The sequence below is a fragment of the Mycobacterium sp. genome, assembly GCF_035506235.1.
GTDB lineage: Bacteria > Actinomycetota > Actinomycetes > Mycobacteriales > Mycobacteriaceae > Mycobacterium.
In genome coordinates this window covers 12,958-33,847 of the sequence record NZ_DATJPU010000269.1, presented here as the reverse complement: position 1 = coordinate 33,847, position 20,890 = coordinate 12,958, and the positions used below count along the sequence as shown (strand labels likewise).

Genomic DNA, 20,890 nt, shown 5'->3' with positions numbered 1-20,890 from the left:
CTCTAACCACGAGGCACCGGGGCCGCTGCGTTCTTGCTGCTAGTTCGCGAGCGTAACCGCACGGCCAAAAATCGCGCGCTTTTTCGCCGTTGCGTTACGCTCGCGGCGAATTAACCCGTGGCTCAGCCGAAGAAGATGTTGCGGCGCCCGGCCAGCAGGCGGTACAGCGTCTGCTGGATGGTCTCGCGCACCTGGTCGGTCAACTCGAAGGTGACCATCGGGTCCTCGGCGTCGGACGCGGCGTAGTCGTTCGTGTAAATCGGTTCACCGAACGCGATGCGCCACTTGGACGGCAGCGGCACCAGTCCCGCGGGCCCGGCCAGCGGGAACAGCGGGGTGATCGGGAAGTAGGGCAGCCCGAACAGCCGCGCCAGCAGCTTGACGTCGGTGAGCATCGGGTAGATCTCTTCGGATCCGATGATCGAGCACGGCACGATCGGGGCCTTGGTGCGCAGCGCCGCCGTCACGAAGCCGCCGCGCCCGAACCGCTGCAAGCGGTAGCGGTCCTCGAAGCGCTTGCCCAGCCCCTTGTAGCCCTCCGGGAAAACGGCGGTGAGCTCGCCGGCGGCCAGCAGGCGGTGCGCGTCGGTTGTGCAGGCCATGGTGTGGCCGGCCTTGCGGGCGGCTTCGCCGACCACGGGCAGGTCGAAGACCATGTCGGCGGCCAGCAGCCGCAGGTCCCGCTGCGCGGGGTGCTCATCGTGGACCGCCACCGACAGCATCAGCCCGTCGAACGGCAACACCCCGGCGTGATTGGCCACCACCAGGGCGGCACCCTCGCTCGGCAGGTTCTCGATGCCGCTGACCTCGACCCGGAACCACGACCGGAAGAAGAGCCGCAGCAAAGGCCGAACGATCGCGCTGTTGAAGTGCGGGTCGAACCCGAACTCGTCGACGGTGTAGTCGCCCATGAACCGCTGCCGCAGGAAGCCCGCGACCGCGGCGACCCGCTGCGCGAGCTCGTTGAGCGGTGCCTCGCCGGTCCGTGACATGCCGCCCGCGCCCGCGGCGCGACGGTGCTCGTCGATTTCGCGAACCACCGCGGCGATCTGTTCGGCCGACGCCCGACCGCGCGGATCAGAAAGCAACGAGGGATGTTGACGGGACGACTCCGCCCGTTGATCGGCTTTCCGGCGCGCTGCTACCCGACCCCGATTGGTATGTAGTGGTATGACGTTCGCTCTGGTTTCGCCAGCCACGATACCTACCTGCCCCCACCCCATGGAATTGGATTTCGGCTTCCCCAACGCTGCGCTAACGCTACGGCGCGACCCTCCACGGAGCGTACCCGATCAGGGTCGATTATGGGAGTCAGGCCGCGGCCGCGCACGTAGTCGTCGAACGCCTCGGCCGTCGTCCATTTCGGATGGTAGCCGAGCTCCGTCCGCATTCTCGTGGTGTCCATGACGCGGCCGTAACTCAAATAATCAAACTGATCGCGAGTGATCTCGGTGTAACGATTGGCCCGTCGCAGCGAATCCAGCGCCCATACGCCAAACCCGGGCACGGGCAACGGGATTCGGCCGGCCCGCCGGATCGCCTGCGAGAGCATGATGATGCCGTCGGCGCCGATGTTGAACGTGCCGGCCTTGCCCGCCATCGCCGCACGCTCCAGTGCGCCCAGCGCGTCCTGCTCGTGCAGCAGCTGCAACCGCGCGTCGCGGCCGAACATCGTCGGGACCAGCGGCCCGGCCAGATACCGCGACAGCGTGGTGTCCATCGCCGGGCCGATCATGTTGGCCAGCCGCAGAATCGTCACCGCGATGTCGGGGCGCCGCCGGCCCAGCCCGCGCACGTAACCCTCGATGTCGAGGCTGTCCTTGGCGAAACCGTCGCGGAAGGGCCGACGGCTGCTGCTGTCCTCGGTGAACATGACGGGATCGTGCGCGCTCGAGCCGTACACCTCGGAGGTCGACTTCAACACGACGCGGCGCACCGAGGGCGCCTTCTGGCACGCCGCGAAAAGCTGCATCGCGCCCATCACGTTGATTTCCTTCAGCGCCGCGCTGCCGCCGGATCGCGGCGCATACGACGCCGCCGCGGCATGCACCACCGTGTCGACGTCTCCGTTGCGAATCACCTTGGCAATGAAGGGATTTCGAATGTCGGCACGAACGAACTCGGCGCGCCCCATGCGGCGCAGCATGTCCTTGCTGGGGGCGATCGCATCCACCGCGATGACCCCTTTGATCAACGGGTTCTGCGCGAGCCGGGCAGTCAGATAGCCGCCCAGAAACCGGCACGCACCGGTGACGAGCACAACTTTGGGGTAGTGCACGGTGCCGCCTGTGCCGGCACCTTCCCCACTCGACTGATCCACCTGAACAGCTTAACGGGCGGGCATTACGGCGACGCGACGGTCGACTGGGCTTACTTGCCAAGTTTTCTGCGCTGCACCCGCGTGCGACGCAGCAGCTTGCGGTGCTTCTTCTTCGACATACGCTTGCGCCGCTTTTTGATTACTGAACCCATGAACTCCGCTATCTGACCGGTGACCTGCTCCTACTTGACCCGGACACTTTACCCGGCTGTCAGCGTGGAACACCAAACCGGCGGCGCGTGACGACCCGCCGGCGCCCGGCGCGGCAGGTAGTAGGTCAGCCCGCGTCGAAGTACGAAGTCTCCAGCATGTCGTGGACGGCCTTGGCGTGCACCCGGAAGGACCGCCCGACCCGAACCGCGGGCAGCTCGCCGTTGTGCACCAACCGGTACACCGTCATCTTGGAGACGCGCATCAGTGCTGCCACCTCCGCGACGGTGAGAAATTGTGTCCTGGCCTGCTGGCCATCGCCGGAACCGGAGTCCCGCCCCTTACCAGCGGAATCTCGTGCCGATGGCCCGTTCGTAGACGTCATCGCAACCCAATCGTGTCAGGCTCGCGCAATGCCAGCGGCTTCCCCTCCGCTGGCACCCACACGTGCATACAATGAGGAGAATAGCGGGACTAGTGGGGTTAATGGTACTGGTGAGGGACAATCCGTCCGGAAATCTCGAATTATTCGGATGTAATTCTTAGCTGCTCAGAGCGCCTTTTCGCGGCCTGAACGGCCGCGTCGACGGCCACCCGCAAACCGCCTCGTTCCAGTTCGCGCAGCGCGGCGGCGGTGGTGCCGCCGGGCGAGGTGACCGTCGCCCGCAGCTGTGCGGCAGTGGCGTCCGCGCGCACCCCCAGCGCCTCCCGCCCGGCCGATGGGTCGGAATCCATCCGTTCGAGCAGCATCGCCGCCGAGCCGGCCATCGTCTGCGCCGTCAGGTCGGTGGCGACCTGGCGGCTCAGACCCGCGGCGACGCCGGCGTCCACCAGCGCCTCGACCATCAAGAAAAAATAGGCCGGACCGGATCCCGACAATGCCGTCACGGCGTCCATCTGGGATTCCGGGACGGTCAGCACCCCGCCGACCGAGTCGAACAGGGCCGAGACCTCTTCCAGCTGTGGTTCGGTGACGAAGCGGCCCTTGGCCAGCGCGGTCACCCCCGCGCCCACCAACGCCGCGGCGTTGGGCATCGCCCGGACCACCGGGGTTCCGGCCGGCAGCCTGGATTCGAAGTAGCCGATCGTGATGCCCGCCGCGACGGTGACGAAAACCTGTTCGGCGCTGTCGGTCTCGGCTTCGGCGGCGGCGCGGGCCAACTCCCCCATCACGGTCTCGATGTCGGCGGGCTTCACCGCCACGACGACGAACGTCGCGTTGTCCACCGCGTCGCTAACCGATGCCACGCGCACCGAATAGGTCTCCGCCAGGTACTCGGCGCGCTCGGGCATCCGTTCGGCCACCACCAGGTCTTTGACCTGCCGGCCCGCGCGCAGCAGGCCCGACAGCAATGCCTCGCCGATGCTGCCGCCGCCGATGATCGCGATTCGTGCCATGCCGGAAAGCATTCCAGACACCGCCCGTCAGCGAGCGGCGGGCACCATCGCCAGCTGCCGTGCCTGCACCACCAGGCGGCCCAGGTGATCGACGACGATGTGGTCCTCGTCGAACCAGTCGTGGCCGATCTCCATGCAGGTCGCGATGATCCGCAACCAGCCGTCGGCCGGCAGGGCGCGCAGGAAGGCCGTCAGCTGGATCGTGGGCGCCCACCCCGTGCGGTCCACGGCGAAGGTCACCGGCGCCGACAGGTCGCCGCACATGAGCGCGAACAACGCGTCGGGGGCCACGCCCCGGGGGCGCGCCCACATCTGGATCATCGGCGGGTGCCCGTTGCTGGGCCGCATCGTCGACAGCAGCGGTCGCACGTCGCAGCCCTCGCCCAGGTGCACCAGCCCGGCCAAGGGGTGGCCGGGCCCGATGGGCTCGGCGTCGTCGGGCGGTTCGGGTGCCATCAGGTCGGCGACCGGGTTCGCCGACAGCAGCGGCGTGGCTGCGGCGCCGGAGGCGCCACAAGGGGGATAGTGCTCCGGCTGCCCGAGGTTGACCACGGCGTGCACGGCGGTGCGCTCGCCCTGCATGAGCTCGACATCGACGACGCTGATCCGGCGGCCGCGCTTGCGGAAGGAGGTCACCAGCCGCATCGGCCCCGGATCGGGCGCCCACAGGAAGCTCGCCGATACGGCGACCGGTTCCAGGACCGGCCCGGGCCCGTCCGGTTGCCCGCCGCACGCGGTGCGCGCGGCGTTGGCGCACAGCGCCAGCATCGCCCCACCGTGCACCTTGGGCCCGATGGTCCAGTGCTTGTCGAGCTCGCCCTCAAAGACGCCGTCATGCACGCCCGAGCCGACCTCCCGCAAGGTCATTGCGGCGGTGAACAACGCGTTCAAGGTTCTCCTGGGTCTTCGGGGGCTGTCAGCGCAGCAGGTGTGTGCGCGCGAACTGCAACGATTCGGCCAGCATGCTTTCGCGCTCACTGGCGCTGCGCGCGCTCGACGTGGACACCTCGAGGATCACGTGGCCGGCGAAGCGGCCGCCGGCCAGCAGCTGGCACACCTCGGCGGTGGGTTGGGTGCCGCGCCCCGGCACCAGGTGCTCGTCGGCGGGCAGGCCGCTGCCGTCGCAGAGGTGCAGGTGGGTCAGGCCCTCGCCCATCCGCTGGGCCATGTCCAGCGAGTCCGTGCCCGCGGTCGCCGTGTGGGACAGGTCGAGCGTGTAGTGCGCGTGGTCGCCGTCCAACGGGTCGTAGGACGGTGAGAACGCCGAGATCGCCGGCCCCGGTCCGCCGCCGCGCTTGCGCATCCGTTCCCGGGACTGGCCGGACCCGAAGAACCGGTCCGCCCGGAACGGGAACATGTTCTCCACGGCGACTTTTACGTCGCTGGACGCTTCCAGGGCCGCGACCTGGTCGCTGAACCCCTCGGCATAGCGACGTTGCCAGCGAAACGGCGGATGCACGACGACGGTCTGCGCGTCGAGCTGTTCGGCGGCGCGCACGCTGCGGTCCAGCTTGGGAATCGGGTTGGCGCCCCACACCCGCTGCGAGATCAGCAGGCAGGGCGCGTGGACGGACAGCACCGGGACGCGATAGCGCCGCGACAGCTTCTTGACGGCGTCGATGTCCTGGCTGACCGACTCGCTCCACACCATCAGCTCGACCCCGTCGTAGCCGAGCCTGGCCGCATACTCGAAGGCGGCCTCGGCGCGCAGTGGATACACCGAGGCCGTCGACAGGCCGACTTTGATTGCTGGGCGCAATGGTCTGTGTGAGCTCTGAATGGATCCGGCTAGCCCGACTGCAACGACAGGGCCAACGGCCCCAGGGTGATCAGCGCCCCAACCGCAACGGCGATCAACGTGCTCGCGATGTCCTCGGTTTTGCGCACCACGCGGACCCCCACCACCAGGCCGAGGATGACCAGCACCGACAGCACCAATGCCACGATGCTGTTCCAGCGCCACAGCTCGTCGAACGCGACGAACAGCCCGGCGCCGAACGCGACGGCCAGGATCGACTGCAGCACGACCAGGCAGCCGCGCCACAGCGCCTCGAGCCGGCCGGGCCCCTCGTGCAACTCCGTGTCGGCGCGCTCGCCGATGCCGAGGTGGTCGTCGTCGAGCTCTTCCGTCAGCGAGTCCGCGGGAGGCTCCGCGCCGCGCCGCCGGGCCACCTCGTCGGCGAGCGTCTGCCCGCCGAACAGCGTGGAATCCGACAAGAAGGAGCGGACGAAGGCCGAATCCTCGGACTCGGATTCGGCGTCGAGCACCTCGGAGTCCGTCACGTCCACGGGGAGGTCGGCGTAATGGTCCAGCGGGTCCGGGCTCATGTCCTCGGCGCCGGACTGGGCGGCATCGACGGGGGCCTCGGCGTGCGGCAGGGGCCGCGGGTAGGCGCTGCGCTCCGGGCCCGACAAACGTTTGGGTTGGGGGGGTGACTTGGGCCAGCGGGGCTCGGGTTCGGACCAGTACGCGGTCGTGCGCCGGTCCTCGGCGGCCTGCTCGGTGGCCGGCTCGGCGACCTGGATCGTCCCGGTGGCGGCCTCGTCGGTTACGTGGTGGTCGTCGTCACGGATGGCCGGAATCTCACCGGTGAGCTCGGCGACCGTGACCGCGTCGCTGTCGCCGCGCCGACGGCGGCGCCGCCGGGTGACCGCCGGGGCGCCGACCGTCCCATTCCTGGCCAGCAATTCGGCCACCGAGATCGGCCGGGTGCCGGGGCTCTCGGTCTCGGAGTGTGGTCCGGTCATGATTTGTCGCCTCTCGATCGGTTCGCGTTCCGATCAGCTTTCTGACCTCCAGCATCGCGCACCGAACTGTCGAAGAGCGCAGTTCCATCGGCTTCGCTGTCGAGTTTGCGCAAGATGAGACCTTCCCGTAATGCCCACGGGCAGAGATCCACCGCTTCGATCGACAGCGCTCGCATACTTGCCTCCGCCACCAGCGCGCCCGCCACGATCTGCGGTGCCCGCTCGGCACTCACTCCTTCCAATTCGGCCCGGTCAGCGGTGGTCATCCTAGAGATGAAAGCTATGAGTTGCCTGAGGCCGTTTTCGGTCAGCGTCCGCTTGACCCGCGGCCCGGCCGCCGACGGCGCCGCCCCGGTCAGCCGTGCCAGCGAACGGAACGTCTTCGACGTGGCGACCGCAAGGTCGGGGGCGCCGGCCTCGAGCACCGTCACGGCGGCCTCCGCCAGCTCGGCGTCCAGCCAGTCCCGCAGCATCGCCACCCGGCGGCGCCCGGGCGGATCGTCGGGCAGCCATTCCCGGGTCAATCGCCCCGCACCCAGCGGCAACGACAACGCGACGTCGGGCTCCTCGTCGACGCCGCTGGACAATTCCAGCGAGCCGCCGCCGATGTCCAGGTTGATGATGCGCCCGGCGCTCCACCCGTACCACCGGCGCACAGCGAGGAAGGTCAGCCGCGACTCGTCGACCCCGGTCAGCACCTCGAGTTCGACGCCGGCTTCTTTGCGCACCCGGGACAGGACGTCGTCGGAATTCTCGGCGTCCCGGACCGCCGAGGTGGCGAAGGCCATCAGCTCCTTGCAGCCGGAGCTGTCCGCGATCTTGGCGAACTCTTTGATGGTGGAAACCAGCTTGTCGGCGCCGCGCTTGGTGATCTTCCCCGAGCTGTCGATCGACTCGGAGAGCCGCAGCGTGGCCTTGGTCGAACTCATGGGCGTGGGATGCCCACCGCGGTGGGCATCAACCACCAACAGATGAACCGTGTTGCTGCCCACGTCGAGCACGCCTAACCGCACAGCAACAACCTAGCCGGGCGACGATGCGCGCCGCGACGCGGCGCGAGAAGGAGGCCGGCCATCGGCGCTGCCGGGCGACGGCACAGGGCGCGTTGCGACCTGCTGACGAGTCCTCTCGCGTCAAAGCGCCAGGCAGCCGGAATCGTGGTCTAACGTTGGCGACGTGGCGAATTCGCACCCGGAACCGGGGCAAGAGGTCGAGTTGGACTTCGCCCGTGAATGGGTGGAGTTTTACGACCCGGACAATCCCGAGCACCTGATCGCGGCCGACCTCACCTGGCTGCTCTCCCGCTGGACGTGCGTCTTCGGCACTCCCGCGTGCCGGGGCACGGTCGCGGGCCGGCCGGACGACGGGTGTTGCTCGCACGGCGCGTTCCTGTCCGACGACGACGACCGCGCCCGGCTCGACGATGCGGTCAAGACGCTGACCGACGACGATTGGCAGTTCCGGGAAAAGGGCTTGGGCCGCAAGGGTTACCTGGAGCTCGACGAGCACGACGGCCAGCCGCAATACCGCACGCGCAAATACAAGGACGCCTGCATCTTCCTCAACCGGCCCGGCTTCGCCGCCGGCGCCGGATGCGCACTGCACACCAAGGCCCTCAAGCTGGGCCTGGCCCCGCTGACCATGAAGCCCGATGTCTGCTGGCAGTTGCCGATCCGGCGCAGCCAGGAATGGGTGACCCGGCCCGACGGGACCGAGATCCTCAAGACCACCGTCACCGAATTCGATCGCCGCGGCTGGGGCTCGGGCGGTGCGGACCTGCACTGGTACTGCACCGGCGACCCGGCCGCCCACGTCGGCGCCAGGCAGGTGTGGGAGAGCATGGCCGACGAGCTCACCGAGCTGCTCGGCGCGAAGGCCTACGCCGAGCTCGCGGCGATGTGCAAACGGCGCAGCAAGTTAGGGCTAATCGCCGTGCACCCGGCCACCCGGATCGCCGAATAGCGCGGCCTCGCACTTTCAGGTGGCCCGGGTTTTCTTGTAGGACAACACCATTCGCAGGGCACTGGCGTTGAGGTAGCCCTCGACCGCGGCGGCCGCCGCGTCCGCGTCGCGCGCCAGCACGGCGTCGGTGATCGCCCGCAGGTCGGCCAGCACGGCGGCGGCGTCATCGTAGGCCCCGGTGAGCTCGTGCTCGCGGCCGCCGAACGCGTGCTCGACCCAGCGATACAGCAAGCCGAGCGCGCGGTTGCGGGTGCTGTGGATGAGCACCCTGAAGTAGTCGAGGTCGCCGGCCTGGCGCGCCGCCGAGCCGTCGGCCCCGCGCACCGCCGTAAGCGCGGCGCGCAACGACTCGGCGTCCTCCGGCGTGCTGCGTTGGGCCGCCAGCCGGCCGATCATCGGGCCCAGCGCCGCCCGGATCTCCAGCAGTTCGGCCAGGAACTCGGGGCCGAGTTTGCGGACCAACGCCTCGACGACGGCGGGATGCGTGAGCGCCTCGGGGTCGCACACCACGTTGCCGCTGCCATGCCGGGCCTCGATGAGGCCCATCTGCTGCAGGCGGGCCAGCCCCTGGCGCAGCGACGTGCGGTTGACGCCGAGCTGCTCGGCCAGCTCCCGTTCGGGCGGCAGGGTCGAGCCGGGCGGGAAGGCGCCATCGAGGACGGCGTCGGCGATCGAGGCGGCGATCTGTTCGTCGACCCGCTGGCGATCGGGCGGCTGCAGCGCACTTGACTGGTTCATTGGCTCAACCAATATAGTGGACCGACCGGGAGGTGAGCACATGGACGACGAGCTGCGATCGGCCTGCGCCCCACGCTGGCGGGGCAAGGCCGGCCGGCTGGAGGTCTGGTATGCGACCCTGTCGGATCCGCTGACGCGCGCCGGGCTGTGGATCCACTGTGAGACGGTGGCCCCGTCGCATGCCGCGGACGCCCCCTACGCGCACGGCTGGGCGACCTGGTTCGCGCCCGACGGCCCGCCGCGCACCGAGCGGTTCGGGCCCGAGCCCACCGCGCCGGCGTCGGGCACCGCCTGGTTCGACGGGGCGGGGGTGCGCGTGGCCTCGGAAAAGCTGGCCGGGCGCGCCGGATCGCTCGCGTGGGACCTGTCCTGGAAGGACGCCGGCACGCCGCTGTGGACGTTTCCCCGGGCGGCGTGGGAGCGCGAGTTGCTGCCGGGCGCCCAGGTGGTCATCGCCCCCACCGCCGATTTCACCGGCACGCTGACCTCGAAATTTCAAGCCGATGCCGCCGCGCCCATCGAGGGGTGGCGCGGCGGCGTCGCCCACATCTACGGCCACGGCAACGCCAGGCGCTGGGGTTGGATCCACGCCGACCTCGGCGGCGGCGACGTCATGGAAGTCGTTGCGGCGGTCTCCAATAATCCGGGGCTGCGCAGGCTGGCGCCGATGGCGTTCGTTCGCTTTCGCGTCGACGGAAAGGATTGGCCCGCAAGCCCTTTGCCGTCGCTGCGGATGAAAACGACGCTGGGCCTGCGGCACTGGCAGTTGGAGGGGCGCATCGGCGGCCGCCAGGTGCTCATCCGGGTCGACCAGCCTCCGGAGAGGTGCGTGAGCCTGGGATACACCGACCCCGACGGCGGCCGCGCCGTCTGCACGAACACCGAGCAGGCCGACATCCACGTCGACATCGACGACCGGCACTGGTCGGTGCTGGGAACCGGGCATGCCGAAGTCGGCCTGCGCGGTGCCGGGGCGCCCGAAATCAACGAGAGGATCCCGTCGTGAGCTTTGCCCTCGACCCGCCGCTGCTGTTCGCCGCCGGAGTGCTCATCGAGCGGCGGCTGCCCTCGGACCGCCGGGATGTCGCCGAGGCCGCCACGCTCGGCGTCTTCTTCGGCGGGTCGTTCGGGCTCTACAACAACGTGCCCGGCCTCGGCGTGCTGTGGCGGCCCTTCCGCGCCCAGAACGGGCGCGACTTCATGTGGAACAGCGGCGTTTTCGGCGTCGACACGGCGAAGGCGGGCTGGCCGCTGCACGCGGCGGCGGGCGCCATCTTCGCGACCTATCCGTTCTTCATCAAGCTGGGGCGCCGGGTCGGACGTTTCCTATGAGCCGTCTCGCCGCGTCGTTCGGCGCCGCGCTGCTCCCCGAGGAGCACGGCGGCCCGGCACCGGCGGAGCTCGTCGCCCGCGTCGACCGCTACCTGGGTCAGCTGCCCGCGACATCACGGGCGGCCGTGCGGGCCGGGTTCCTCTCGCTGGTCGCGGCGAGTTACCTGACCACCGGCCGCTCCCTGCCGCGGCTCAGCCCCGGCCGGCGGGACCGGGTGCTGCGGCGGGTCGCCGCGCTCAGCCCGGACGCCGGCGCGGCCGTCGAAGCCATGAAGGCGATCGTGTTGCTGGCCAACGGCGCCGAAACCTATGCGCCCGAACTGCTTTCGCGCGCTCAGGAACACGGCGTGGCGCGCCCGGACGCGCCCCTGACCGTGACGGCCTCGGCCGAGAGCGGCTCCGTCGTCACCGCCGACGCGGTCATCGTGGGGTCCGGCGCCGGCGGGGCGATGGTGGCCCGCACCCTGGCGCGGGCCGGCCTGCACACCGTCGTGCTCGAGGAGGGGCGGCGCTGGACGGTCGGGGAATTCCGCACTACTCACCCCATCGACCGCTACGCCGGGCTGTACCGGGGTGCGGGGGCCACCGTTGCGCTGGGGCGCCCGTCGGTGGTGCTGCCGATCGGGCGCGCGGTCGGAGGCACCACCGTGGTGAACTCCGGCACCTGTTACCGGCCGCCGCCCGCCGTGATGCGGCGCTGGCGTGACGGTTTCGGCCTCGGCGTGGCCGATCCGGACCGCCTGGCCGAGCGCCTGGACGACGTGGAACGCACCCTGCGGGTGGCGCCGGTCCCGCTGCAGATCATGGGGCGCAACGGGCGGCTGCTGCTGGATGCCGCCGCGACGCTGGGCTGGCGGGCGGCGCCCATCCCGCGCAACGCGCCGGGCTGCGAAGGCTGCTGCCAGTGCGCGATCGGCTGCCCGCGCAACGCCAAGTTCGGCGTGCACCTCAACGCGTTGCCGCAGGCGTGTGCGGCCGGGGCGCGGATCATCTCGCAGGCCCGCGTCGAGCGGGTGCTGCACCGGAACGGACGGGCCCGCGGCGTGCGGGCCCGCCGGCCCGACGGCACCGCCCTGGACGTCCTTGCCGACACGGTCATCGTCGCCGCGGGCGCCACCGAGACTCCGGGGCTGTTGCGGCGCAGCGGATTTGGCGCGCACCCGCGCCTCGGCCGTAACCTCGCGCTGCATCCGGCCACGATGCTGGCCGGTCGATTCGACGACGACGTCGTCGCCTGGCACGGCGTGCTGCAAAGCGCGGCGGTCCACGAGTTCCACGAGTCCGAGGGCGTGCTGATCGAAGCGACCTCCACGCCGCCGGGGATGGGTTCGATGGTCTTTCCCGGCTACGGCACCGAGCTGCTCGGCTGGCTCGACCGTGCGGCCCGGGTCGCGACGTTCGGCGCCATGGTGGCCGACCGGGGCGTCGGCTCGGTGTCCTCGCTTCGGGGCGAGACGCTGGTGCGCTACAACATCGCGCGGGCCGACGTCGCCAAGCTGAGGGTGGCGATCGAGGCCATGGGCCGGCTGCTGTTCGCCGCGGGCGCCGTCGAGGTGCTCACCGGTTTGCCGGACGCGATGACGGTGACGTCGCTGCCCGCGCTGCGGGATGCGCTGAGCCGAAGCGACCCCAAAAGCCTGCATTTGGCCGCCTTCCACCCGACGGGCACGGCGGCCGCGGGCGCCGACGAGCAGCTTTGTCCCGTCGACGAGACCGGACGGCTGCGCGGCGCCGACGGCGTGTGGGTCGCCGACGCGTCGATCCTCCCCAGCTGCCCGGAGGTGAACCCGCAGCTGTCGATCATGGCGCTGGCGCTGGGCGTGGGCGACGAGATCGTCGCCGCCCGTTGATCCTGGGCATCGAGTGTGCGTCCAGGGCGCCCTGAACGCACAGTCCCCGCCCTGGCGTCACACTCGCCGGCCTTGACAGCCCGGTTCAGCCCTCGAGCTTGTAACCCAATCCCCGCACCGTCACCAGGTGCACGGGGTTGGCCGGGTCCGCCTCGATCTTGGACCGCAGCCGCTTGACGTGAACGTCGAGTGTCTTGGTGTCACCGACGTAATCGGCACCCCAGACCCGGTCGATCAGCTGGCCGCGGGTCAGCACCCGCCCGCTGTTGCGCATCAGGTATTCGAGGAGGTCGAATTCCTTGAGCGGCAACGTGATCGTGTCGCCGTTGACCGAGACGACGTGGCGCTCGACGTCCATCCGGACCGGCCCGGACTCCAGCACGCCGTCGCTGATCTCGGAGTCGTCGTCGCCGCCCCGGCGCAGCACCGCACGGATCCGGGCGATCAGCTCACGCGCCGAATAGGGCTTCGTGACATAGTCGTCCGCACCCAGCTCGAGGCCGACCACCTTGTCGATTTCGCTGTCGCGCGCGGTCACCATGATCACCGGCACGCTGGAACGGGCCCGCAGCTGCTTGCACACGTCGGTGCCCGACATGCCCGGCAGCATCAAGTCGAGCAGCACGATGTCGGCGCCGGCGCGATCGAACTCCGCGAGCGCGGCGGGGCCGTCGGTCATCACAGTGGCCTCGAAGCCCTCCTTGCGCAACAGGAATGCCAGCGGATCGGCCAGCGACTCCTCGTCCTCCACGATCAAGACACTGGTCATCTACTCAGTTCTTCCTCTCGTTGTGACCTGTTGGGCCGCACCTCACGGCCAAGCGGTTGCCCGGGTTCGTCGTCGCTGTCCTTGTACGCCGGAATCGACAGGGTGAACGTCGACCCGGTTCCCGGCTTGCTCCACACGCCGATGCTGCCGTTGTGGTTGGCCGCAACGTGTTTGACGATGGCCAGGCCCAGCCCGCTGCCGCCGGTGGCCCGTGACCGCGCCTTGTCCCCTCGGAAGAATCGCTCGAAGACCCGCTCCTGGTCTTCCAGGGGGATCCCGATGCCGCGGTCGGTCACGGCGATCTCAATGTTGTCGCCCCGGCGGCGGCGGCTGATCGACACCGGCGAGCCCGGGGGCGAATAGGCGATCGCGTTGGATACCAGGTTGGCCAGGGCGGTCACCAGCAGCCCTTCGTCGCCAAGCACCCGCAGGCCGCTGGGCGCGTCGGTGCGGACCGCGATATCGGCGTTGTCGGCGGCCACCTTGTGGCGCGAAATCGCTTCGGAGACAACGGTGTCCACCTCGACCTCGGTCACGTTGGGCAACCGCTCGGCGCCCTGCAGCCGGGACAGCTCGATCAGCTCGGCAACCATGTCCCCCAGCCGGTTGGCCTCGACGAGGACCTTCTCGGCGAAGCGGCGGACGGTTTCGGAGTCATCCGCGGAAGCCAGCAGCGCCTCGGCCAGCAGGGCCATGGCTCCCACCGGGGTCTTGAGCTCGTGGCTGACGTTGGCCACGAAATCGCGCCGGGTCGCCTCCATGCGGGCATAGTCGGACTGGTCGTGGACGAACACCACGGCGAACCGGCGGTCCTCTTCGCTCAGCAGCCGCGCCTGGCCGTGCACCGAGAGCCCGGACCGGCCGGGGCCGCGTTTCGCCGGCCGCAGATCGAACTCGACGTCGACGCCGGTGAGCGCCTGCTGTGCGGCCTGCCAGGCCTGGTTGTCGAGCTGACGATCGCGCACCAGGCCCAATTCCTTGGCCCGTTCGTTGAGATAGACGACGTCGCGGTGCGAATCCACCACCGCGGCGCCCAGCGGCATCAGCGCGACGATGCGTTGCAGCATCTGCGCGACCGTGATCCCCGTCCATTCGGTGGAGGATTGCTGCCGCCGCTGGACCGCCCGCGGCGCAAACCGGGCCCCGACCGCAACTCCTACGGCCAGCGCCAGCACCGACAAGACCCCGGCCAGCAACAGCGCCGAGAACACAGTCACATACAAAATCCTACAAATCTGGTGAACGCTGCCCTAGCGCAGCGAGGCCAAAATCGGACAAGTCACACCTTACGCAACAGGTGTTCCGCTTCCGTTCACACGATGTTTGGCAAACAGGCCTTTAAACCCCCGCCTGGGCCGCGCGCCAGGTTACGCCCTTCCTTGGCCGGCAACCGCGGCGGCACCCGCCGCGGCCGCCTCGGGGTCGAGGTAGGTACCGCCCGGCAGCACCGGCCGCAGGTGGGCATCCAGGTCGTAGCGCAGCGGAACCCCGGTCGGGATGTTGAGCCCGACGATCTCGTCGTCGGACATCCCGTCCAGGTACTTGACCAGGGCGCGCAGCGAGTTGCCGTGCGCGACGATCAGCACGGTCTTGCCGGCCCGCAGGTCCGGGATGATGACGTCGGTGAAATACGGCAGGAAACGCGCCACTACGTCGGCCAGGCATTCCGTCAGCGGGCCGCCGCCGATGTTGGCGTAGCGGGGGTCGGCGTCCTGGCTGAATTCGCTGCCCGGCTCGATCGGCGGGGGTGGCGTGTCGTAGCTGCGCCGCCACGCCATGAACTGCTCCTCGCCGTAGCGCTCCTTGATGTCGGACTTGTTGAGGCCCTGCAGCGCGCCGTAGTGGCGTTCGTTGAGCCGCCAGCTGCGCCGCACCGGGATCCACAGCCGGTCGGCGGTGTCCAGCGCGAGGTGCGCGGTGGTGATCGCCCGTCGCAGCAGCGAAGTGTAGAGCACGTCGGGCAGCAGGCCGTGTTCGACCAGCAGCTCGCCGCTGCGCACCGCCTCGGCCCGACCCTTTTCGGTCAGATCGACGTCCACCCAGCCCGTGAACAGGTTGAGGGCATTCCAGTCGCTCTCGCCGTGGCGCAGCAGCACCAGCGTGGCCGTGTCTCCCATGTCGGCTAGCTTATTCGTCGTCTTCGTCGATCAAATGGGCGAACGCCTGCAGGTTCTTCAGCGACTCCCCGCGGGACACCCGCCACTCCCACTCTTTTTGGATCGACGAGCGAAAACCCAACTCCAGCAACGTATTGAAGTCGGAGTCCACCGCCTCGAGCACCTGGCCGAGCACCCGGTCGATCTCGTCGGCGTCGACCGACGCCAGCGACATGCGGCCCACCAGGTAGATGTCGCCGGCGTTGTCCAGCGTGTAGGCCACCCCGTACAGGCGCCGATTGCGCCTGAGCAGGAACCGGTAGACGCCCTCGTGGTTCTCGTCGGGCTTGCGGCACACGAACGCCTCCACGCGCACCGAATGCTCGCCGATGCTCAGGATGGTGTTGGTCTTGAGCTTGCGCTCGCCGGGCAGCTCAACCACCAGGCCCGGCAGCCCGCCGTGCGCCCCGGGGAATTCCGAGTACGTCAGCCCGCTGGCCTGCAGCGTGTGCTCGATCACGGCCTGCACGGTCGAATTCATGCGCCCACCCCGCGGCGGGTCGTCCAGCGCCGGGGCTTGCGCATCGCGGCCCGGTCGCGGAACCGGCGCTGGCGCAAGGCGGTGAAGTCACCGATCGCGCGCCGATAGCTGGCCAGCAGCGCGTCGGTGGTGTTCTCCCACGAGAAGGTGGCCGCGTGCGCGGCGGCCGCGCGGCTCATCGCGTCGGCCTGCGGCGCGGGCAGCCGCAGCAGCCGGTCCAGGGCATCCGCCCAGTCGCCGACGTCATGCCCGGGCACCAGGGTGCCGGAGATCCCGTCGCGCACCGCCACCGGCAGACCGCCCACCGCCGCGGCCGCCACGGGGGTGCCGCAGGCCTGCGCCTCGACGGCAACCAGCCCGAACGACTCCGAATAACTGGGCACCGCAACAAGATTGGCGGCCTGGAACAGGGTCGCCAGGTCGGGGCGGGACTGCGGCGGCAGGAACATCACCCGGTCGGAGATGCCGAGGTCATCGGCCAACCGGACCAGACCGTCCGGGGAGGCCAGGCCGCTGCCCGACGGGCCCCCGGCCACCACGATGCGCACTCCGGGTAGTTTGGCCGCGGCGCGCAGCACGATGTCGGGGGCCTTCAGCGGCTGGATCCGCCCGACGAAGGCCACCAGGTCACCGTCGAGCGGCAGCCCGAGCGCTGCCCGGGCCGCCCGGCGGTCGCCCGGACGGAACACGTCCAGATCCACCCCGGGGTGGACCACGTCGATTCGGCCCGGATCGGCGTGGTGGATCGAAACCAATTGCGTGGCTTCGTCATCCGTGTTGACGATCAGCCGGTCGGCTTCGTCGACGACCTGCTGCTCCCCCACCGTGCGCAGTGGCGGCTCGGGCGCATCCCCGTCGGCCAGGGCGGCGTTTTTCACCGCGGCGAGCGTGTGCGCGGTGTGCACCAACGGCACCGCCCAGCGGTCCCTGGCCAGCCAGCCGACCTGCCCGGACAGCCAATAGTGGGAGTGCACGATGTCGTAGTGACCCGGTTCGTGGGACGCCTCGGCGCGCAGCACCGCGGCCGCGAACGCGCACAGCTGAGTTGGCAGGTCGTATTTGTCCAGGCCCTCGAACGGCCCCGCCACCACGTTGCGGACCAGCACGCCCGGCGCCACGTGGGTGACCGGCGGATCGGCCGACGCGGTGGCCCGGGTGAAGATCTCCACCTCGATGCCCCGCCGCGCCAGGTGCAACGCGGTCTGCAGCACGTAGACGTTCATGCCCCCGGCGTCGCCGGTCCCCGGCTGGGCCAGGGGCGAGGTGTGCACCGCCAAGACTGCGACCCGGCGCGGGTCGCTGCGCCGGGGAGCGTCGTCGTGCCGCACTCCTTCATCTTTACAGCACCGCCCGCGCCCCGGCCCAAGCGCGCCGTTCGCTCTACGCGGACGACTCGTCGGCGGTGACCTCCCGCAGCCGGGACTCCAGCGCCCCGGCGCGCCGCATCGCACCCAGCGGATCCGCATACAGCCCGCCCAGCGACACCGTCCCGGCGCCGGCCTCCTGGACCCGGTTGCCGAAGGCGGTGACGCGGATATCACGCGGGGCGAGGACGGAGCGCGCGGCGAACGCCGCCTCAACCTGCGCCATCGCCTCCGGGTATTCCGTGAAAGCCTGGCCGCCGACCACCAGCTCGTCGGGGTTGAGCATGTCGCGCAGCAATGCGACCGCTTCGCCCAGCACCCGGGCCCGCTCGGCCAGCAGGTCCTTGGCCTGCGGATTGCCGGCCCGAGCCACCCGCAGCAGGTCGGCCATCGCGGTCGCCGCCCCGGAGGTGCGGTTCCCGGGCAGGATCTTCCGCCGGCGCGCGGCGGCCAGCACCGCTTCGTCGCTGACTGTGGACTCCAGCTGGCCGGTGCCGCCGAGCAGCTCGGAGTGGGCCGGCAGCGCCGCGATGGTGCCCGGCCCGCTGGCCGGGCAGTGCACCCGGCCGCCGATCACCAGCGCATAGCCCACGGTCTCGCGCGCGTACACGTACAGACTCGTCGGCGAGCTCGGCGCGAAGCGCCGCATGCCGAGCAGCAGCTCGGCGCCGGCCATCGCGTCGACGTGCGAAGCCACCGACAGCGGCAACCCCAGTGCGTCGGCCAGCACGGGGCCGACGGGCGCCTGGCGCCACCCGAGCCGGGGGTGGTCGACGAGGCCGGTGGCGCCGTCAACGGTGCCTCCGATCGCCACCCCGACCCAGAGCGGCCGGCGCCGGTGCCAGCGTTGCAGGTACCGGGAGGCGCTTTCGGCCAGCGACGCGAGCGCGGGCCCCGCGGGTGACAGCGGCGTCGGGGTCTCGACGGTGTCCAGCGTGCGGCCGAACAGGTCGGTGGCCACGATGCTGGTGGTGCGCGCCCCGATGTGGATGCCGAGCGTCACGAACGGTTCATGGTTGATCTCCACCGGCACACGCGGGCGCCCGATGGCCCCGGACACGGCCAGGTCGGCGCGTTCCCGCAGCAGGCCCGCGTCCAGCAGGGCGATGACCTGGCGGTTGACCGTGGCGATGCTCAGCGAGGTGACGGCCGCGATGACGTCGCGGCCAACGGGGCCGCGCAGCCGGACGGCCCGGAAGACGGATGCCGCGGCCGAGTCCGAGATGTGTAGCGCCGGAGGCAGGATCTGGCGGTGCATCCGCGGGTGGCCCTTGCGGCTGAGGGAATGGTGGCTACGGGTAAGGGTAGTGCGCATGAGTGTCCTTTGTGCGAGTTCGGAGATGGCCGGCTTCGGCCACACCTGAAAGTCAGGAGCGGCAAAGTGCGCGGCAACAACACGCACTCGCCGCGCACAGACACGCGGCAGTGTTGTCGAACACGGCGCTAAGGAGCACCCCGAGAACTTAGCACGTTCATTAGAGTTGTTCGGTGTGAACGCAGCAGGGGGGCACCAACGGGTCGCGGTGGTTACCGGCGCCAGTTCGGGCATCGGCGAGGCGACCGCCAAAACCCTTGCCGCACAGGGCTTTCACGTGGTGGCGGTGGCGCGCCGGGGGGACCGGCTCAACGCGCTGGCCGAAAAGATCGGCGGCACCGCAATTGTGGCCGACGTCACAGACGACGGTGCGGTGCAGGCGCTGGCAACCCAATTGAGCCGGGTCGACGTGTTGGTCAACAACGCCGGTGGCGCGTGGGGGCTGGAATCGGTCGCCGACGCCGACCTCGGGCACTGGCAATGGATGTGGGAGACCAACGTGCTGGGCACGCTGCGGGTCACCCAGGCGCTGCTACCCAAGCTGATCGACTCCGGTGACGGCCTCATCGTCACCGTCACCTCGGTCGCGGCGATGGAGACCTACGACGGCGGCGCCGGCTACACCGCGGCCAAGCACGCGCAGGGCGCGCTGCACCGCACGCTGCGCGGTGAGCTACTGGGAAAACCGGTGCGGCTCACCGAGATTGCGCCCGGCGCGGTCGAGACCGAGTTCTCGCTGGTGCGCTTCGACGGCGACCAGCAGCGCGCGGACGCCGTCTACACCGGGATCACGCCGTTGGTGGCGGACGACGTCGCCGAGGTGATCGGGTTCGTGGCCTCGCGGCCGTCCCACGTGGACCTCGACCTGATCGTCATCAAGCCGCGCGACCAGGCCAGCGCGACGCGGTTCAACCGCCGGGGCTAGGCGATGGGCTCGTGGTCGTCGCTGGAGTAGAAGTGGGCGTGCCCGACAGCGTCGGCGCGGTGGACGGGGTGACCGGCGCGGTGACCGGAATCTGGGTGGCCGGCGGATGCGCCGTCGGGGGCGGCAGCGCCGACATCGCCACCCAGGTGTCCCAGTCCACGGCCCAGTCCCAGATGTCGCCATCGGAGTAGGACAGCTGGATCGAGCTTCCGGTCACCTCGACCGGGTCGCCGTAGATCGCGGTGCGGTAGTACTGCTCGGCGTCGGACGTCGACAGGTTGATGCAGCCGTTGGTCACGTTGCTGTTGCCCTGCGCGCCCGCGCTCGACGGGTTGGCGTGGATGAACTCGCCGTTGTTGGAGATCCGCACCGCCCAGCGCTCGTGGGCGTTGCTGTAGCCGGCGGCCGGGTTGGACATGTAGAAGTCGGAGTACTTCTCGGTGACCACGTGGATGCCGTTGCGGGTGACGTTGCGCGCCTTGTCCGCCTCGCCGTAGCTGCACGGAAAGTCCATGATGACGCCGGCGTCGGTGGCGACCTGGATGCGGTGCGAGGAGACCTCGGCCTTGACCACCTGCCGGCGGCCGATCTGGATGTGCAGCGAGATGTCGTCGGCGCCGTACGCACCCTCGCCGATCGGCAGCCCGTACAGCTTCGCGTTGACGTCGACGGTCGTGCCGGCCGGGTAGTACTCGCGGGTGCGGTAGTGCACCCGGGCGCCCTGCCGCTCGTCGGGCAGCCACGCCCAGCTGCCCTCGACGGGCGGGTCGGTGGTGACGGTGAGCGCCTTCTCGACGGCGGCCTTGTCGCTGATCGGTGCGTCGAACTGGATGATGATCGGGGCGGCGACGCCGACGGTCTGGCCGTCGGCCAACTGGAAGGCCCCGCTGATCTTCTTGGTCGGCGACACCGTGGTGAACTTGCCGCTCACCGGGACCGCCTTGCCGTTGTGGCCGACGGCCGAGCCGCTCCAGGTGTAGGTCGCGTCGTAGCCCAGCGGCTCGGTGGTGGTGTAGACGGTGCGGTCGGAGTTGAACGACCCGGCGACCACCTTTCCCGACGAGTTGGTCAGCGCCACCTTCTGGAACCAGCCGTCGGCGACCTGGACGCTGATCGGCGCGATCGGGACCACGTCCGCCGCGGAATCGGCCGGCTGGAACTTCAGCTGCGGCGCCGGCGGCTCCTTCTTCTCGGCCTGTTTGTTGGACACCGTGCCGGCGCAGGCGGCCAATACGCTGGGGGCGAACACGCCGAGCCCCAGGGCCGCCAAGGCCATGCGCCGGTTGACCGGCGGAGGGGAACTGGAGGCGCTCACGACAGTTAAAGATACCGTGAGCGAAGACCCCGACCCCGCCATGACAATTCGGGCCCGGCGTGCCGAT

22 protein-coding genes are annotated in these 20,890 nt (G+C 70.0%); 5 read left to right on the top strand and 17 right to left on the bottom strand.

Features of this window, described 5'->3' with window-relative positions; all coding sequences use genetic code 11:
- Positions 1-122 precede the first annotated feature (122 nt).
- The 9 genes from VMD50_RS25640 to VMD50_RS25600 all read right to left on the bottom strand — a co-directional run bounded on the left by VMD50_RS25640 (position 123) and on the right by VMD50_RS25600 (position 7,629).
- A complete protein-coding gene (locus tag VMD50_RS25640) occupies positions 123-1,223 on the bottom strand; it encodes a lysophospholipid acyltransferase family protein (RefSeq protein ID WP_325432045.1) in 1,101 nt (366 codons plus the stop codon).
- Positions 1,205-2,320 (bottom strand): SDR family oxidoreductase, encoded by a 1,116-nt coding sequence (locus VMD50_RS25635; protein WP_325432043.1) that lies wholly within the window; start codon positions 2,318-2,320, stop codon positions 1,205-1,207. Before VMD50_RS25635 ends, VMD50_RS25640 begins: the two co-directional genes overlap by 19 nt.
- Before the next feature lie 50 nt (positions 2,321-2,370).
- Entirely contained in the window at positions 2,371-2,472 is a 102-nt protein-coding gene (locus tag VMD50_RS25630; RefSeq protein ID WP_003402602.1) for a 30S ribosomal protein bS22, read from the bottom strand.
- A 125-nt stretch (positions 2,473-2,597) separates the two neighbouring features.
- Positions 2,598-2,855 (bottom strand): cell division/environmental response transcriptional regulator, encoded by a 258-nt coding sequence (locus VMD50_RS25625; protein WP_066966433.1) that lies wholly within the window; start codon positions 2,853-2,855, stop codon positions 2,598-2,600.
- A 140-nt stretch (positions 2,856-2,995) separates the two neighbouring features.
- Positions 2,996-3,868, bottom strand: coding sequence for a pyrroline-5-carboxylate reductase (gene proC, locus VMD50_RS25620; RefSeq protein WP_325432034.1), 873 nt, complete (start codon positions 3,866-3,868; stop codon positions 2,996-2,998).
- Between the two features lie 27 nt (positions 3,869-3,895).
- Positions 3,896-4,759 carry a thioesterase family protein gene (locus tag VMD50_RS25615; RefSeq protein ID WP_325432032.1) on the bottom strand — a complete coding sequence of 288 codons (864 nt, stop codon included), beginning with the start codon at positions 4,757-4,759 and terminating at the stop codon, positions 3,896-3,898.
- 25 nt (positions 4,760-4,784) lie between these two features.
- Positions 4,785-5,627, bottom strand: coding sequence for a sugar phosphate isomerase/epimerase family protein (locus VMD50_RS25610; protein WP_325432030.1), 843 nt, complete (start codon positions 5,625-5,627; stop codon positions 4,785-4,787).
- A gap of 29 nt (positions 5,628-5,656) precedes the next feature.
- Complete coding sequence (locus VMD50_RS25605; RefSeq protein WP_325432028.1) at positions 5,657-6,616, bottom strand: hypothetical protein; 960 nt, start codon at positions 6,614-6,616, stop codon at positions 5,657-5,659.
- Positions 6,613-7,629: a Ppx/GppA family phosphatase gene (locus VMD50_RS25600; protein WP_325432026.1), complete on the bottom strand. Its 1,017-nt coding sequence runs from the start codon at positions 7,627-7,629 to the stop codon at positions 6,613-6,615. The genes VMD50_RS25605 and VMD50_RS25600 overlap by 4 nt, the downstream gene beginning before the upstream one ends.
- 163 nt (positions 7,630-7,792) lie before the next feature.
- Between VMD50_RS25600 and VMD50_RS25595 the strand changes: the two genes are divergently transcribed.
- Positions 7,793-8,578, top strand: coding sequence for a DUF3109 family protein (locus VMD50_RS25595; RefSeq protein WP_325432024.1), 786 nt, complete (start codon positions 7,793-7,795; stop codon positions 8,576-8,578).
- A 15-nt stretch (positions 8,579-8,593) separates the two neighbouring features.
- Here VMD50_RS25595 and VMD50_RS25590 read toward each other — a convergent pair whose 3' ends face one another.
- Positions 8,594-9,316, bottom strand: a complete 723-nt coding sequence (locus VMD50_RS25590) for a FadR/GntR family transcriptional regulator (RefSeq protein ID WP_325432022.1) — start codon at positions 9,314-9,316, stop codon at positions 8,594-8,596.
- A gap of 40 nt (positions 9,317-9,356) precedes the next feature.
- Here VMD50_RS25590 and VMD50_RS25585 point away from each other — a divergent pair, with 40 nt between their 5' ends.
- From VMD50_RS25585 to VMD50_RS25575, 3 genes are read left to right on the top strand one after another with little or no spacing between them, the layout of a single operon-like run.
- The gene (locus VMD50_RS25585) at positions 9,357-10,322 is read left to right on the top strand and encodes a hypothetical protein (RefSeq protein ID WP_325432020.1); all 966 of its coding nucleotides are present in this window, start codon (positions 9,357-9,359) and stop codon (positions 10,320-10,322) included.
- On the top strand, positions 10,319-10,648 hold the full coding sequence (locus VMD50_RS25580; RefSeq protein ID WP_325432018.1) for a hypothetical protein: 330 nt from the start codon (positions 10,319-10,321) through the stop codon (positions 10,646-10,648). Before VMD50_RS25585 ends, VMD50_RS25580 begins: the two co-directional genes overlap by 4 nt.
- Positions 10,645-12,498, top strand: coding sequence for a GMC family oxidoreductase (locus tag VMD50_RS25575; protein WP_325432016.1), 1,854 nt, complete (start codon positions 10,645-10,647; stop codon positions 12,496-12,498). Before VMD50_RS25580 ends, VMD50_RS25575 begins: the two co-directional genes overlap by 4 nt.
- Positions 12,499-12,583: 85 nt before the next feature.
- Here VMD50_RS25575 and regX read toward each other — a convergent pair whose 3' ends face one another.
- The 6 genes from regX to VMD50_RS25545 form a co-directional block, all read right to left on the bottom strand.
- On the bottom strand, positions 12,584-13,267 hold the full coding sequence (gene regX / locus VMD50_RS25570) for a two-component sensory transduction protein RegX (RefSeq protein ID WP_066917713.1): 684 nt from the start codon (positions 13,265-13,267) through the stop codon (positions 12,584-12,586).
- Positions 13,264-14,484 carry a sensor histidine kinase gene (locus tag VMD50_RS25565; RefSeq protein ID WP_325432010.1) on the bottom strand — a complete coding sequence of 407 codons (1,221 nt, stop codon included), beginning with the start codon at positions 14,482-14,484 and terminating at the stop codon, positions 13,264-13,266. Before VMD50_RS25565 ends, regX begins: the two co-directional genes overlap by 4 nt.
- A gap of 150 nt (positions 14,485-14,634) precedes the next feature.
- Positions 14,635-15,384 (bottom strand): phosphoglyceromutase, encoded by a 750-nt coding sequence (locus VMD50_RS25560; RefSeq protein ID WP_325432008.1) that lies wholly within the window; start codon positions 15,382-15,384, stop codon positions 14,635-14,637.
- Between the two features lie 10 nt (positions 15,385-15,394).
- Complete coding sequence (locus VMD50_RS25555; RefSeq protein WP_325432006.1) at positions 15,395-15,904, bottom strand: type III secretion system chaperone family protein; 510 nt, start codon at positions 15,902-15,904, stop codon at positions 15,395-15,397.
- Positions 15,901-17,232, bottom strand: a complete 1,332-nt coding sequence (mshA, locus tag VMD50_RS25550; RefSeq protein WP_325432004.1) for a D-inositol-3-phosphate glycosyltransferase — start codon at positions 17,230-17,232, stop codon at positions 15,901-15,903. Before mshA ends, VMD50_RS25555 begins: the two co-directional genes overlap by 4 nt.
- Positions 17,233-17,284: 52 nt before the next feature.
- Positions 17,285-18,583, bottom strand: coding sequence for an ROK family transcriptional regulator (locus VMD50_RS25545; RefSeq protein WP_325432002.1), 1,299 nt, complete (start codon positions 18,581-18,583; stop codon positions 17,285-17,287).
- Between the two features lie 175 nt (positions 18,584-18,758).
- Between VMD50_RS25545 and VMD50_RS25540 the strand changes: the two genes are divergently transcribed.
- Complete coding sequence (locus VMD50_RS25540; RefSeq protein WP_325432000.1) at positions 18,759-19,508, top strand: SDR family oxidoreductase; 750 nt, start codon at positions 18,759-18,761, stop codon at positions 19,506-19,508.
- On the opposite strand, the gene VMD50_RS25535 is transcribed toward VMD50_RS25540, so the two are convergent.
- On the bottom strand, positions 19,492-20,865 hold the full coding sequence (locus tag VMD50_RS25535; protein WP_325431998.1) for a L,D-transpeptidase: 1,374 nt from the start codon (positions 20,863-20,865) through the stop codon (positions 19,492-19,494). The genes VMD50_RS25540 and VMD50_RS25535 overlap by 17 nt on opposite strands.
- Positions 20,866-20,890: the final 25 nt, after the last annotated feature.